Annotated in this window: 11 protein-coding genes and 1 pseudogene; 5 read left to right on the top strand and 7 right to left on the bottom strand. The window is 67.3% G+C overall.

The window, feature by feature from the left end:
• Positions 1 to 139 precede the first annotated feature (139 nt).
• On the top strand, positions 140 to 1,117 hold the full coding sequence (locus tag MF407_RS02940; protein ID WP_239701223.1) for a M23 family metallopeptidase: 978 nt from the start codon (positions 140 to 142) through the stop codon (positions 1,115 to 1,117).
• Positions 1,118 to 1,171: 54 nt separating this feature from the next.
• Here MF407_RS02940 and pcrA read toward each other — a convergent pair.
• Positions 1,172 to 3,602, bottom strand: a pseudogene (gene pcrA, locus MF407_RS02935) (DNA helicase PcrA).
• Between the two features lie 132 nt (positions 3,603 to 3,734).
• Between pcrA and MF407_RS02930 the strand changes: the two are divergent.
• Positions 3,735 to 4,250 (top strand): GNAT family N-acetyltransferase, encoded by a 516-nt coding sequence (locus tag MF407_RS02930; RefSeq protein WP_239701220.1) that lies wholly within the window; start codon positions 3,735 to 3,737, stop codon positions 4,248 to 4,250.
• 52 nt (positions 4,251 to 4,302) lie between these two features.
• Here MF407_RS02930 and MF407_RS02925 read toward each other — a convergent pair whose 3' ends face one another.
• Complete coding sequence (locus MF407_RS02925; protein ID WP_141929136.1) at positions 4,303 to 4,752, bottom strand: hypothetical protein; 450 nt, start codon at positions 4,750 to 4,752, stop codon at positions 4,303 to 4,305.
• A 66-nt stretch (positions 4,753 to 4,818) separates the two neighbouring features.
• On the opposite strand from MF407_RS02925, the gene MF407_RS02920 reads away from it, so the two are divergent.
• Positions 4,819 to 6,153: a serine hydrolase domain-containing protein gene (locus tag MF407_RS02920; RefSeq protein WP_239701219.1), complete on the top strand. Its 1,335-nt coding sequence runs from the start codon at positions 4,819 to 4,821 to the stop codon at positions 6,151 to 6,153.
• A 58-nt stretch (positions 6,154 to 6,211) separates the two neighbouring features.
• Here the strand turns inward: MF407_RS02920 and MF407_RS02915 are convergent, their stop codons facing one another.
• From MF407_RS02915 to MF407_RS02900, 4 genes are all read right to left on the bottom strand, one after another.
• Positions 6,212 to 6,619, bottom strand: a complete 408-nt coding sequence (locus MF407_RS02915) for a DUF779 domain-containing protein (protein ID WP_168990248.1) — start codon at positions 6,617 to 6,619, stop codon at positions 6,212 to 6,214.
• 95 nt (positions 6,620 to 6,714) lie between these two features.
• Positions 6,715 to 8,238, bottom strand: coding sequence for an aldehyde dehydrogenase family protein (locus tag MF407_RS02910; protein WP_239701216.1), 1,524 nt, complete (start codon positions 8,236 to 8,238; stop codon positions 6,715 to 6,717).
• Between the two features lie 142 nt (positions 8,239 to 8,380).
• On the bottom strand, positions 8,381 to 9,520 hold the full coding sequence (locus MF407_RS02905) for a GAF domain-containing protein (RefSeq protein WP_239701214.1): 1,140 nt from the start codon (positions 9,518 to 9,520) through the stop codon (positions 8,381 to 8,383).
• Between the two features lie 252 nt (positions 9,521 to 9,772).
• Positions 9,773 to 10,906 (bottom strand): glycosyltransferase family 4 protein, encoded by a 1,134-nt coding sequence (locus MF407_RS02900; RefSeq protein WP_239701212.1) that lies wholly within the window; start codon positions 10,904 to 10,906, stop codon positions 9,773 to 9,775.
• A 25-nt stretch (positions 10,907 to 10,931) separates the two neighbouring features.
• On the opposite strand from MF407_RS02900, the gene MF407_RS02895 reads away from it, so the two are divergent.
• Complete coding sequence (locus MF407_RS02895; RefSeq protein ID WP_239701211.1) at positions 10,932 to 11,738, top strand: PIG-L family deacetylase; 807 nt, start codon at positions 10,932 to 10,934, stop codon at positions 11,736 to 11,738.
• Entirely contained in the window at positions 11,735 to 12,820 is a 1,086-nt protein-coding gene (locus MF407_RS02890) for a lysylphosphatidylglycerol synthase transmembrane domain-containing protein (protein ID WP_239701210.1), read from the top strand. The genes MF407_RS02895 and MF407_RS02890 overlap by 4 nt, the downstream gene beginning before the upstream one ends.
• A 3-nt stretch (positions 12,821 to 12,823) precedes the next feature.
• Here MF407_RS02890 and MF407_RS02885 read toward each other — a convergent pair whose 3' ends face one another.
• The gene (locus MF407_RS02885; protein ID WP_141929156.1) at positions 12,824 to 13,681 is read right to left on the bottom strand and encodes a phosphatase PAP2 family protein; all 858 of its coding nucleotides are present in this window, start codon (positions 13,679 to 13,681) and stop codon (positions 12,824 to 12,826) included.
• Positions 13,682 to 13,690 lie beyond the last annotated feature (9 nt).

The following is a 13,690-nucleotide window of genomic DNA, read 5'->3' as shown; positions in this document are numbered from 1 at the left end:
TCTCAAGCGTAGACCTGCGGGCGGGTTCAATCGCATTGTGGTGTTGTTCACAGATTTTCTTGGGGATTGGAATGTCACGGGATGATCACGGTACGGTGTTCCCCGCTCGGCCCCCGAAGAGAAGAAGTTGGTCCCTGTTTTGACTCGTTACAAAGGGCGGCATCGCCAGTCCGGTCCCTCGTTCATCAAGCGAGGGAAGGTCATCCTCCCGACGACGGCCGTTGTTGCCGGTGCTGTGGCTGCGGGGGCGGTCAGCACGGCGAACGGGGCCACCTACGCCACGGGGCCGACGACGGTCGGCACCGTCGAAGCGGTGAACTCGTGGACCGTCGCAGCGCAGAACCAGTCGGTGTCGCGCAGCGCGACCCGCGCTTCTGCCGCGGTCGACGCCAAGGTGAGGGCGGCCGTCACGGCCCGCGCCAAGGCCAAGACTGCCGCCCAGACACGGGCGAAGACGCTCAAGGCCACCGCGAAGCAGAAGGCCGCGGTCGCGGCCATGAGCACGGCCACCACCGCACGCGACCACGTCGAACCGCCGAAGGCCCTTGCGGCGCCGCGCCTCGAGCAGCAGCCGACGCGTCAGGCGGCCACCGGCCTGCCGGCGCCCACCCAGCAGTACGGCGCCTCCGCCGGCAACGGCCCGGTGAGCTCGACAGCTCGCGCGCCGCAGCGGGCCACCGGTGCACCGGCAGCTGTCAACACCAACAGCGGTGGTTACGTCTGCCCGATCGCCGGCTGCGCAGGTGTCTTCACCTCCGGCTTCGGCTACCGCAACTCCCCCGGCGGCATCGGTTCCACGAACCACGGCGGTATCGACCTGTCGGTCCCGGTGGGCACCCCGCTGCGCTCGATGTCGTCCGGCACCGTGACCGCTGTCGGTTGGTACGGCGGCCAGGGCATGCGCGTCAACATCGATTTCGGCAACGGTGTGAGCGCGGTCTACGCGCACATGTCCGGCTTCGCGGTCAGCCCGGGCCAGCAGGTCGCTGCCGGCCAGATGATCGGCTGGTCCGGCAACACCGGCAACTCCACCGGCCCGCACCTGCACCTCGAGATCCACATCGGCGGTGTGGCGATCAACCCGTACGGCTGGCTGTCCGCGCGCGGCCTGCTCTGATCTCTCGACGAACAAACCCCATCGCCGTTCGGCGGTGGGGTTTGTTCGTTGTTCTCAGATCTTCTCGACCTTGCCGTACCGCAGCGCAAGACGCTTCACGCCGTAGTCACCGCCGAAGTCGATGTGTGCGATCGTACGATCCCCGCTGCCTTCGAGCCGGACGACGGTGCCCAACCCGAAGGAGTCGCTACTGACACGGTCACCTGCGTCGAGTGACGGAATCGGATGATTACCAGGGCTTTTCACACCCCGGACGCGCGGCGAGACGGGCGACAGCAGGCGTGGATGACGGACGCATTCCGGTGGTCGCGACCCGCACCCAGTCGATGAGGTGACGCGGGATCTCGTCGAGGAACCGCGAGGGCGGGTTGTACTGCGGTGCACCCCAGGCAGACCGCACCTCCGCCCGCGAAATGTGCAATCGCTGTCTTGCTCGGGTGATGCCGACATAGGCGAGCCGGCGTTCTTCCTCGAGTTCCTTCGGATCACCCAGAGCCCGCATATGCGGGAACGTGCCGTCCTCCATCCCGGTGAGGAACACGACCGGGAACTCCAGGCCCTTCGCGGTGTGCAGAGTCATCAACGTGACGACGCCTTTGTCGTTCTCGTCACCCTTCGGGATCTCGTCGGCGTCGGCCACCAGCGAGACCTGCTCGAGGAAGTCCTCCAGCGACCCTTCGGGATAAGACTCGTCGAATTCCCTTGCGACTGCGACCAGTTCGGCGAGGTTCTCGATACGAGTCTCGTCCTGCGGGTCATGGCTGGCACGGAGTTCGGCGAGATAGCCGGACTTGTCGAGGATCACCTCGAGCAGGTCGCCGATGCCGTTGCCCTCGGTCTCGCGGGCCATCCGGAACTGTTCGAGGATCGAGGTGAAGTTCTCGATCGCGGCCACCGATCGGGTGGCGATGCCGGGGGCGTCCGCCGCTCGGCCGAGCGCGGCGATGAAAGTGATCCGTTCACGCTCGGCGAGCGCGGAGACGCAGGCTTCGGCACGGTCACCGATGCCGCGCTTGGGAGTGTTGAGGATGCGGCGCAGGTTAACCGTGTCGAGCGGATTGGAGACGACGCGCAGATAGGCGAGCGCGTCCTTGACCTCCTTGCGTTCGTAGAAGCGGGTGCCGCCGACGACCTTGTACGGCAGCCCGACGCGAACGAACACTTCTTCCAACGCGCGTGACTGAGCGTTAGTGCGGTAGAACACGGCGACGTCGCCCGGACGCACCCCATGGTCGTCACCGAGCGTGTCGATGGTGCGGGCCACGAAGGCCGCCTCGTCGTGTTCGGAGTCGGCGACGTAGCCGGTGATCATCGACCCGTCACCGGAGTCGGTCCAGAGGTTCTTCGGGCGGCGTCCTTCGTTCTTCTCAATGACCGCGTTGGCCGCCTGCAGGATGGTCTGCGTCGAGCGGTAGTTCTGCTCCAGCAAGATGGTGCGTGCGTCCGGGTAGTCCTGCTCGAACTCCACGATGTTGCGGATCGTCGCGCCGCGGAAGGCGTAGATCGACTGGTCGGCGTCACCGACGACACAGAGTTCGGCGGGCGGCACCTGACCGACGGCCGGATCGTCCGTACCGTGCCCGACCAACTCCTTCACCAGTTGGTACTGCGCGTGGTTGGTGTCCTGGTACTCATCGACCAGCACGTGCCGGAAACGGCGGTGGTAGTACTCGGCGACGTCCGGAAAGGCCTGCAGCACATGGACGGTGGTCATGATGAGGTCGTCGAAGTCGAGCGCGTTCGCCTGCCGCAGGCGGCGCTGGTACATCGTGTACGCCTCCGCGAGCATCCGCTCCTGATGCGTGCCCTCCCCCACCTGTCCGGCGTAGGTCTCCTCGTCGATCAACTCGTTCTTGAGGTTGCTCACCTGGTGGCTGAAGGAGCGCGGCGGGAAACGCTTGGGGTCGAGATCCATGTCGCGCATGACCATCGCCATCAGTCGCTGGCTGTCGGCCGCGTCGTAGATGGAGAAGGTCGACTTCAGACCGACCTTGGTCGCCTCGCGGCGCAGGATGCGCACGCACGCGGAGTGGAAGGTTGACACCCACATCATCTTGGCGGCGGGGCCGACCAGCGCCTCGACGCGTTCGCGCATCTCGGCGGCGGCCTTGTTGGTGAAGGTGATGGCGAGAATCTGACCGGGCTGGACGCCACGCGCACCCATCAGGTGCGCGATGCGGTGGGTGAGCACGCGTGTCTTGCCGGAGCCGGCACCGGCGACGATCAGCAGCGGCGAGCCGTGGTGCAGCACGGCTTCCTTCTGCTGGGGGTTAAGTCCTTCGATCAGCGACTCGGGGTCACGCATGGTCGGACGGTTCGGCCGCTCCCGGGGTTGTTCGGGCGCGTCGTGGCCCAGGCTCGCCCAGGTGGGGACGCCGTGCTCGTCGACGTCCGTCGCCGCGCCGGAGGAACCGGGCGCGCGGTGCGGTGACGCCGAATCGGGGGTCAGGCCGGGCAGGGGAAGGTCGTCGAACAGGCTGCTCATCTCACCGTCCAGGGTACGTCGCGCCACCGACGACCCCGAAGTCTGCGCCGATCATCGCAAAAGTGTGCCCAGCATGTGCCGCCGTCACGACACCCCGAACCCTCGGCGAAAGCGCCGGATAGCCTCGCCACCATGATCCGCCTGGTCGAACCGTCCGAAGCTCTCCGCGACTCATGGTTGGAGTCGATCGCCGAGTTCGGCGGCGATCATGTGCACGGCTACTCGATCTTCGGGTTCACCGCGGAGGAGCTGGCTGACCCCGACGGCTTCGGACGGTGGTTGGCACAGCAACGTCGTAACCTCACCGACCCACCGGAGGGTTTCGTCCCCGCCGCGCTGTACTGGATCGTCGATGACACCGACCCGGATCAGGTGCTGGGCTCGCTCAGCCTCCGCCTCTGCCTCAACGACTTCCTACTCGAGGAGGGTGGGCACATCGGCTATGGCGTGCGCCCGTCAGCGCGTCGGCGTGGGGTCGCGACTGCGGCACTCGCTGCCTCGCTCGGCACGGCGCGCGAGCACGGACTGGCCCGGGTGCTGGTGACCTGCGACGAGGACAACGAGGCTTCACGACGCACGATCGAGCGATGCGGCGGTGTGCTGGAGGACGTGCGCAAGGACAAGCGCCGCTACTGGATCTCGCTCTAGCCGAAAGTCCGCATGACTCGCGGGCCGACTCGCTGAGCGCGCGGACTTTCGTTCACAGGCGCGGCACGAGCCAAGCGGCCGTCATGGTCAGGCCCGCGAGCACGAAGCCGCAGATGATCGTGGTGACGAACCCGTCGAAGCCCGAACGGCGGGGTCGAACGACCTCGGGATGCATCAGTTCCCGCACCGCGTAGGCAGCGAACCCCAGTCCGAGTGGGACGCCCGCGATCCAGAACCAGTACCAGCGGGTGCCGCGCACCGGTCTCGGCCCGAAGACGATGAACGCCAAGGCGGCGAGTCCGAACGCCAGGCCCACCGTGCTCGCCGGCGTCCTGCGTTCGAGGCTGAACGATGAGTCCGGGCCGACCTGCTTGGTCAACCACTCGGTCACCGACCTGCGTTGCAGGTCGGAGGAGTAGGAGGTGTTGTGATCGACCGAGCCGGCAACGTCCGGGACCTCGATCCAGTGCGGGTGGTTCGCTCGGTCGAGCCAGACGATCACAGCCCCAGGCCACCTCGCCGACAAGGGAATCGCCGAAGAAGCGTGCGCCCCTGATTGGATGATCCGGTGGAAATCGAGTCTTCGCTGCGCCATGAACTGATCACCCGCCAACGCCGGCACCGTGCACCGTCGGTGTCGATTGCGCTGATCCGTGACGGTGAGGTCGTCTGGTCGGATGCCGCCGGGCATCCGACCGGACGCCCCGGCTCCCCTACCGCGACCCCGCAGACGCCGTACCGGATCGGATCGATCACCAAGACCTTCGTCGCCGTCGCCGTCCTGCAATTGGTGCGAGACGGCGCAGTCGCCCTCGACGACCCGATCACCGACCACCTTCCGGAGCTGGACGAGTCCGTGCGGGGGGTCACCGTCGGGTCGCTGCTCAACCATTCCAGCGGACTCCATGCCGAGACGCAGGGGCCGTGGTGGGAACGCAGCGACGGGCTCACCTGGAAGCAGCTGCTGCCCAGCGTGCGCCGGGCGCACCGTCCCGGAGCACGGTTCCACTACTCCAACGTCGGGTACGCGGTCGCCGGTGAACTCGTTGCCCGGCAACGAAATTCGTGCTGGTTCGATGCCGTCCGAAACGGAATCCTCGACCCGCTCGAGCTGACCCGCACGACCTACGAACGACCGGACAACGCCGCACCCGGATGGGCGGTCCACCCGCACGCCGATCTGCTGCACGACGAACCCACACACGATTCCCGAGCGATGGCCCCTGCCGGCCAGTTGTGGTCGACCGTCGGCGATCTCGCGGCCTGGGCGCGGTTCCTCGCACGTGGTGACGAACGCGTTCTGCCCGACGACCTCCGCCTCGACATGCACGTCCCCGGCGTCGTCGACGACACACCGGGCGGACGCTGGTCGCGCGCCTACGGGCTCGGCCTGGACGTCTTCAACATCGACGGACGCCGGTTCATCGGCCACGGCGGTTCGATGCCCGGCTACCTTGCGGCGCTCCGCATCGACCCAGTGACCGGGGACGGCTTCGCCGTGCAGGCAAACACGACCGGCAACTTCGATCTCGACCTGGGTTACGACCTGCTCAAGCGGTTCGACGAGCTGAGTCCACGCGACGATGAGCCGTGGACCGCAACGGGATCCATCGAGTCACTCGACATCACGGGAACCTGGTTCTGGGGGCCGCGGGAGCATGTTGCAACGTTGCACGGCGGCGTCCTCGAACTTCGTCCGGTACGAGTCGGCCGCGGTTCCCGGTTCGCGATGAGGGAGGGCGTTTGGGTCGGGCTGGAGGACTACTACGCCGGCGAGCGACTGCAGATGCACGTCGAGGATGGCGCGCAGTACCTCGATCTCGGCAGCTTCCGGTTCACCCGGACGCCGTACGACCCGGACGCCGACCTGCCCGGCGGCGCACACCCGGACGGCTGGCACTGAGCGAAAGTCCGCAGGACTCGCGGGTCAGCCCTGCGGAACTGCGGACTTTCGAGCGGGCCTACAGCAATCGCAACTGCTCCAACTCGTCCTCGCTGAACATCCGCGACCGGATGAGGAAGCGGACACCCTCGGGCGCCTCCAACGAGAACCCGCTCCCGCGTCCGGGCACCACATCGACGGTGAGGTGGGTGTGCTTCCAGTACTCGTACTGCGACTCGCTCATGTAGAACGGCACCGGTTTGTCGACGCCGTCGATCTCGACCTCCTGCAGCAGCACGTCGACGTCGCCGATGATGAAGTCGCCGTCCGGGTAACACATGGGCGCGCTGCCGTCGCAGCATCCGCCGGACTGGTGGAACATCACCGGCCCGTTGCGTTCGACCAGGGTGCGGACGAGGTCTGCCGCAGCATCCGTGAACGCCACCCGTTCGAGTGCGGTGCTCGCCACCATCGGTTCGTCAGTCATGTGTGCACTTCCGTTCGTGCTTGCCTGCGGCTGGATGCGAAAGTCCGCAGGACGCGCGGGTCGACTCGCTCGTCCTGCGGACTTTCGGCTGTCTGTCAGAAGAATCCGAGCGCGTCCGGGGAGTAGGACACGAGCAGGTTCTTCGTCTGCTGGTAGTGATCGAGCATCATCTTGTGGTTCTCGCGGCCGATGCCGGACTGCTTGTAGCCACCGAACGCGGCGTGCGCCGGGTAGGCGTGGTAACAGTTGGTCCAGACGCGTCCGGCCTTGATGCCGCGGCCCATCCGGTAAGCCTGCGCGCCGTCGCGCGACCACACGCCGGCACCCAAGCCGTACAGGGTGTCGTTGGCGGTCTTGAGCGCGTCGGCCTCGTCGTCGAAGCTGGTGACCGAGACGACCGGCCCGAAGATCTCCTCCTGGAAGATCCGCATCGAGTTGTCGCCCTCGAACACGGTCGGCTGCACGTAGTAGCCGCCGTCGAGATCGCCCCCGAGCGAGGCGACGTCGCCGCCGGTGAGCACCTTCGCGCCCTCCTGCTTGCCGATGTCGAGGTAGCTCTTGATCTTCTCGAGCTGGTCGTTGGACGCCTGCGCACCCATCGTGGTCTCGGTGTCGAGCGGGTTGCCCATCTTGATCTTCTCGACGCGAGCAACAGCGTCCTTCATGAAGTCGCTGTAGATCGAACTCTGGACGAGCGCGCGCGAGGGACAGGTGCAGATCTCGCCCTGGTTCAGGGCGAACATCGCGAAGCCCTCCTGCGCCTTGTCGTAGAACGCGTCGTTCTGCGAGGCGACGGTGTCGAAGAAGATGTTCGGCGACTTGCCACCGAGCTCCAGGGTCACCGGGATGATGTTCTGGCTGGCGTACTGCATGATCAACCGGCCGGTCGTGGTCTCGCCGGTGAAGGCGATCTTGGCGATGCGCGGGCTGGAGGCCAGCGGCTTGCCGGCCTCGGTGCCGAACCCGTTGACGATGTTGAGCACGCCCGGGGGAAGCAGGGGACCGATGAGTTCGGCGAGCTTGAGGATCGACCACGGGGTCTGCTCGGCCGGCTTCAACACGACCGCGTTGCCGGCGGCGAGCGCCGGGGCAAGCTTCCACACCGCCATCAGGATCGGGAAGTTCCACGGGATGATCTGGCCGACGACGCCCAGCGGCTCGTGGAAGTGGTAGGCGATCGTGTTCTCGTCGATCTCGCTGATGCTGCCCTCCTGGCCGCGCAGCGCTCCGGCGAAGTAGCGGAAGTGGTCGATCGCGAGCGGGATATCGGCGGCGAGCGTCTCGCGCACGGCCTTGCCGTTGTCCCAGGACTCGATGACCGCGATGTCCTCGAGGTTCGTCTCCATGACGTCGGCGATCTTCAGCAGAATGTTGGAGCGGTCGGTGGCGGACGTGCGTCCCCACGAGTCGGCCGCGTTGTGGGCCGCGTCGAGCGCAGCTTCGATGTCCTCGGCGGTGCCTCGACCCACCTGGGTGAACACCTGTCCGGTCTGCGGGGCGTAGTTGTCGAAGTACTCACCCTTGATCGGCGGCACGAATTCGCCGCCGATGTAGTGACCGTAACGGTCTTCGACCTTGATCTTCGAGCCGGACGTGCCGGGGCGCTCGAACACGGGCATCGCTGTCTCCCATCGTCGTTGTTGGTGCGATGAGTGTGACGCTAATCACGTCGACGTTGCATCGACGTTGCAACATCTGCGCCGCCTTCGTCGGGCGGTCCGATCAGCGGAACGCGGGCATCCCGCCGGCGGTAGCGGTCGGTCAGGCCAGACGTTGGAGGTGCGCCTGCGCCACCGAGCGCATCGGTGACCCGATCGGTAGCAAGCCGGCGAGGGCGGCCCACGCCTCGTGGTCGTCAGCTCCCCAAGGGTGCCGCGTCCACGACATCAGCAGGTCGCTGCGTCCGCTCGACCGCACCGCGGCTGCGAGCGCCGCATGCACCCGCTCGCGCAGTTCGACGACGCCCGGTGCGTCCGAGCGCGGCAGCAACGGGCCGCGGTATCGCTGCACCGCTCCGGCGACGTCGCCCTGCTCCAACAGGTCGAGCACGACCGACCAGTCGCTGTGCACCGGCATGAGCAGTCGATAGGGCCGGGAGGCGAACAGGTCGTCGCCGAGCATCGTCCGCAGCCGTTGCAGTTCGGCCCGCACGGTCGATCGACCCGACTCGAACTCGTAGAGGCCGCAGGCGATCTCATCGCCCGACATGCCGTCGGGGCGGCCGGCCAGCAGGGTGACGATCTCGCTGTGGCGTGGGCTCAAAGCGACCGTGCGCTCGCCGACCGACACCACGGCCGAGTCGACCCCGAGTCCGCTGAGACGCACCCCGGTGGTGGCCGGCGAACCGATGCGGTGCAACTCCATCTCGGCCAATCGGGCCGCGGCACGCAGCATCGCCATCGTCTGCGGGACGACGATGTGGTCTGCGCCGGTGACGTCGACGGCACCGATGACCCCGCCGCTGCGCGGGTCGCGGATCGGCACTGCAACGCACGACCACCGGTGCACCGACTCCAGGAAATGTTCCTGCTGGCGGACGACGACCGGCTCACCGAGCGCGATCGCGGTGCCGGGCGCGTTCGTGCCGACCACCCGCTCGTCCCAGGAGGCACCCTCTGCGAAACCGATCCGCTGCGCCTTGTCGAGCGCGTTGTTGCTCCCACGAACGAACAGCAACTGACCGTTCTCGTCGGCCACGGCCAACAGCGCATCGCAGTCGACGATCGCCTGTTCGAGCACGTCGTGCAGCACCGGCATCGCGCGCCACAGCGGATGCGCGCGGCGATAGTCCTCGAGCGAGCCGCCACTGAGCACCAGCGGTGCCTGCTCCTCGCTCGCGCGAACGCCGGCGTCGAGCGAACGGCGCCATGAGTCGGCGACCACCGGACGGACGAAGGACATACCCCAGTAGACAACGCAACGGGTCCAAACGAAAGCGGTTCCGACGATTCAGACCGACTCACATCCGAGGCTGCTCCAGGGTCCACACGTCATGAAGCACTGTGTAATGGAGTCCGTCATCGGGTAGCTGACGATCGTCGCGGACGATGACTCGATCGTCAGCATCTACTACCCCGGCCACTGGGGCCTGGATCGCAAGCGTTTCCTGCTTGATCTGGAAGAACCCCGTGAGGTGAAGGAAGAGCGTCTGTTCTAGCGCTCGTTCATCTGCTCGATCGCGCGCTCGTACTCCGCCTCGACCATCTGCACGACGCTCGGCCACGACTCCTTCGGTAGCACCGACGTGTTGTGCGCGATCATCTTCTGCCGCATCGAGACGTCGGTGAGGAGCCGGACGAGCGCGTCCGACATACCGGCGTCGTCGCCCGCGAGCAGGCCATTGACGCGATGCTCCACGAACTCCGACACCCCGCTCTTGCGCGGCGCCACGATCGGGAGCCCGGTGGTCCGTGCCTCGAGCGCCGCGATACCGAAGGCCTCCAGCTCCGCCGGCGCGATGTAGATGTCGGAGAGGCGATACCGCTCCTGCACCTGCATCCGCGTCATTCGTCCGGGCGCGCTGAACCAGTTCTGCGCACGCAGGCGCCTCACTTTGCTCTCGACCTTTCCGCGCAGCGGTCCCTCCCCCAGTACCTCGAGCCGAACGTCGACGTCCGGCACCTGACGGCGTGTCTCGTGCACGATGTCGAGCAGTTCGAGGGGGCGCTTGCGACCCATCAGACGCATCGCCGACACGATGCGTACCGGCTCGTCCGGACTCTTGGGCGCACGCGGCAACGGTGCCCACTGCTGGGTGTCGATGCCGTTGGGCAGGATCGCGACCTTGTGCTGCAGACCGGCCAGCGACATCACCGGCGCCGCCGCGACACCGGAGACCGCAGACAGCGCGGCACCCGATTTGGCCCACCGCGCGACATAACCCGCCAGGCGGATCGGCGCCTCCATCCGGGCGTGCAGCGAGTGCCAGGTGACGGCGGTCGGTAGATCCAGGTCGAGCGCGACCCGGGCGCAGTCCATCGAGAACGGCGCAACGACCCCCATATGGACGTGGGCCACATCGAACTGTCCCGCACGCAGCAGACGACGCAACGTCGGCGGGGCGAGCGGGTTGATCGGCAGGCCGTGCGGCATCGGAATCGCCAAGCGGTGCACAGGGATACCGTCGATGATCTCGAGTTCGTTGCGTCGCTGGCCCGGCTCGCGGGTGGCGGTGAAGGCGACAACCTCGTGCCCGGCGCGGGTGAGGTGACGGGCCAGATCGTGTACTTGGACCTCGATACCGCCCAGCCTGGGCAGGTAGCAGTCCGACAACAGGGCCACCTTCACGGGCGTAAGCATGTCATGCGCGAGAATGTCCGCGATGTCGCACACACTGGTGACGTTCCACGCACACCCTGACGATGAAGCCCTGCTCACAAGCGGCACGATGGCCAAGGCCGCCGCCGCAGGGCACCGGGTGGTGCTCGTGACAGCGACCGACGGGGGGCTCGGTTTGGCGGCAGGTGAATATCGGGACGACGGCGGGCTCGGCGCGCGCCGGCTCGCCGAACTCCGGCGCAGCGCGGACGCACTCGGGGTGGCCCGTGTCGTCCACCTCGGTTACGCCGATTCGGGGATGGAAGGCCAAGCTCCTGACAACGGGTTCGTCACCGCGTCCGCGGACGAGGCCGCCGGACGGCTGGCCGAGGTGCTCGACGAGGAGGACGCCGACGTCCTGACCAGCTACGACCCGGGCGGCGGCTACGGCCACCGCGACCACGTTCGGGTGCACGAGGTCGGTGCGCTCGCCGCCGAGATGGCGGGCACGAAACGGGTGCTGGAGGCGACCGTTCCGCGCGACCTTCTGGTCGGCGCTCTCAAAGCTGTGTCGAAGGTCTACACCTTCCCGGACGCGTTCGACATCGAGGTCTACGAGCGGGCGTTCACCGCCCGCAGGAACATCACCCATCGAATCGACGTGCACCGGCACATCGCCGCCAAGCGCGCCGCGATGGCAGCGCACGCATCCCAGGCAACCGCGGACGACGGCGACCGCACGCTCGCGGCGTTCCTTCGCATTCCGCGCCCCGTCTACGACCTGGTGTTCGGTCGCGAATGGTTCGTCGACCCGGCCCACGAGGGCCCGGTCGCCCGGGACGTCTTCGCGGGGCTCGCATGACCGAACCCGACATGGAACTCGCGCAGGACACCATCGATGTCCAGCCCGAGATGCCCAAGTTCACCTGGAAGAGCGCGGTCAACGCGCTGCTCGGCATGGGGCTGGCAGCCGCCCTCATCATCTGGGGGCTGCCCTGGCTGGCCAAGACCACCTGGACGGAGATCGGAGTTCGGCTGCAGACGGTCGGTCTGCTCCCCTCACTCGGATTCGCCGCGCTCATGCTGGCCGGCCTGTGGATCTACACCTTCACGCTCACCGCGTCCTGGCCGGGAATCAGTCATACGCGGGCCGCGATCGTCAACGTCACCGGCTCTGCCGTCGCCAACACGATGCCCGGCGGCGGTGCGACGGCGCTCGCCGCCAGTTGGGTGATCCTGCGGTCGTGGGGATTCAAACGACGGGCCATCTCCACCGGTCTCATCGTCAGCGGTGTGTGGAACGTCCTGGCGCGGATCGCCTTGCCGCTCCTCGGGATCGTGCTGGTTTCCCGCAACAAGCACGACCTCCCACCGGCGGTGAGCAACGGCGCCTGGTGGGGCGGGGTCGCCGGCCTGCTGCTCCTGGTCGGCTTCATCGTCGCGCTCACCAGCCCGGTCCGTACCCGAAAGCTCGGCTCCTGGCTGGACCGCCGAGTCAGCCCGCTCATCGCTCGGGTGCGCAAAGGTCGCCAACCGCGCCTCGAGCACCTGCTCGTCGACCAACAGTCGCGGATGTCCGCCCTCACCCGGCGTGGTTGGTTCCCGATGACGCTCGGGGTGGTCGGACAACTGCTGATCTGGTTCGTGCTCTTCTGGCAGATCATGCGGGCGGTCGGTGTGGGCCTGCCGGTGACCGACCTGTTTGCCGCGTACGCCATCGGTAGCCTGCTGCGCGCCGTCGGCATCACCCCGGGGGGTCTGGGCGTGGCCGAGGCCGGCATCATCCTGGTGCTGGGTAGTTGGGGCGCCGACCACACCTCCGCCGCGGCCGGCGCGCTGCTGTACGCGATCTTCACCAACGTGGCCGAGATCCCGCTCGGCGCACTGGGTTGGCTCGCATGGTGGATGGGACCCAAGGCCGCGCATGCGGCCGAGGACGACTGAGGCTCAGGCGAGTTCGCGGTCAGCCAGCCACGCGACCAGCGTGACGGAGCCGGCGCAGACGATCACCATGCCGAGGAGGACGGCCAGCGCTGCAACCTGTTCGATCCCCTGGCCGCCGAGCACAAAACCGAGTGCGAAGAAGGCCAGGCACGACACGAGGACCGCCACGCCGAGCATCTTCAGGTAGTCCCCCGTCGGGCGCGAATGTGCGGGTCGGGCCCCGCGTTGGACGAGCGTTGCGACCAGGACGGCGAGGGCGGCCCAACCGAGGCAGACTGCCGCCGCCGCGGCGATGTCGGACGGACGGTGCCAGCGTCCGGCGATCGTGCCGACTCCGATCGTGCTGGCCACGATCGCGCCGACGACTGTCACGACAGGGCGCCAACCGCGCGATGACACAAGGACGGCGCCGATGGCCCACAACATCGCCGCCGTCGTGTGACCGCTCGGCAATGAGTTCGGCAGGCTGCCGACGCGTTCGAACACTCCGTGCTTGAGCACCTGCGTAGTCGCCGTGGCACCCAGAACTGACAGCACGGTAGCTGCAGCGACTGCGTGACGATCACGTCGGATCGCGACGAAGGTCGTCACCGCCAGGATCGCGATGACGGTGACCGGTGACACGGTGCCACTCCACGCGTTGATCCGGTCGAACGCCTCGGGTGGGCCCCCCAGGAAACTCATCAACCGGTTGTCCAGACGGGCACCGGCGAGATTGTGCAGGAACACCTTCACCAGGACGGCACCGGTCAGCGCTGATCCGAGCATCGCTGCGAGCAGCACGAACACTGCCGAAGCAGGTGGCTGCGTCGAGCGGGACGAGGTCCGGCGAAGGTTCTGGGTGCGGTCGATCGTGGACATCACCGTGCT

This window comes from Yimella sp. NH-Cas1 (genome assembly GCF_022359705.1).
Taxonomy (GTDB): Bacteria; Actinomycetota; Actinomycetes; order Actinomycetales; family Dermatophilaceae; genus Yimella; species Yimella lutea.
Note: the sequence above shows the minus strand (reverse complement) of the source record. Positions and strands in the feature narration are given on the sequence as shown.

What these genes read in the sequence shown, in the direction of transcription:
- MF407_RS02930 (WP_239701220.1), top strand. Translation starts at nt 3,735, where the DNA reads ATGATCCGCCTGGTCGAACCGTCCGAAGCTCTCCGCGACTCATGGTTG.
- MF407_RS02895 (WP_239701211.1), top strand. Translation starts at nt 10,932, where the DNA reads ATGTCCGCGATGTCGCACACACTGGTGACGTTCCACGCACACCCTGAC.
- MF407_RS02915 (WP_168990248.1), bottom strand. Translation starts at nt 6,619, where the DNA reads ATGACTGACGAACCGATGGTGGCGAGCACCGCACTCGAACGGGTGGCG.
- MF407_RS02890 (WP_239701210.1), top strand. Translation starts at nt 11,735, where the DNA reads ATGACCGAACCCGACATGGAACTCGCGCAGGACACCATCGATGTCCAG.
- MF407_RS02885 (WP_141929156.1), bottom strand. Translation starts at nt 13,681, where the DNA reads ATGTCCACGATCGACCGCACCCAGAACCTTCGCCGGACCTCGTCCCGC.
- MF407_RS02905 (WP_239701214.1), bottom strand. Translation starts at nt 9,520, where the DNA reads ATGTCCTTCGTCCGTCCGGTGGTCGCCGACTCATGGCGCCGTTCGCTC.
- MF407_RS02910 (WP_239701216.1), bottom strand. Translation starts at nt 8,238, where the DNA reads ATGCCCGTGTTCGAGCGCCCCGGCACGTCCGGCTCGAAGATCAAGGTC.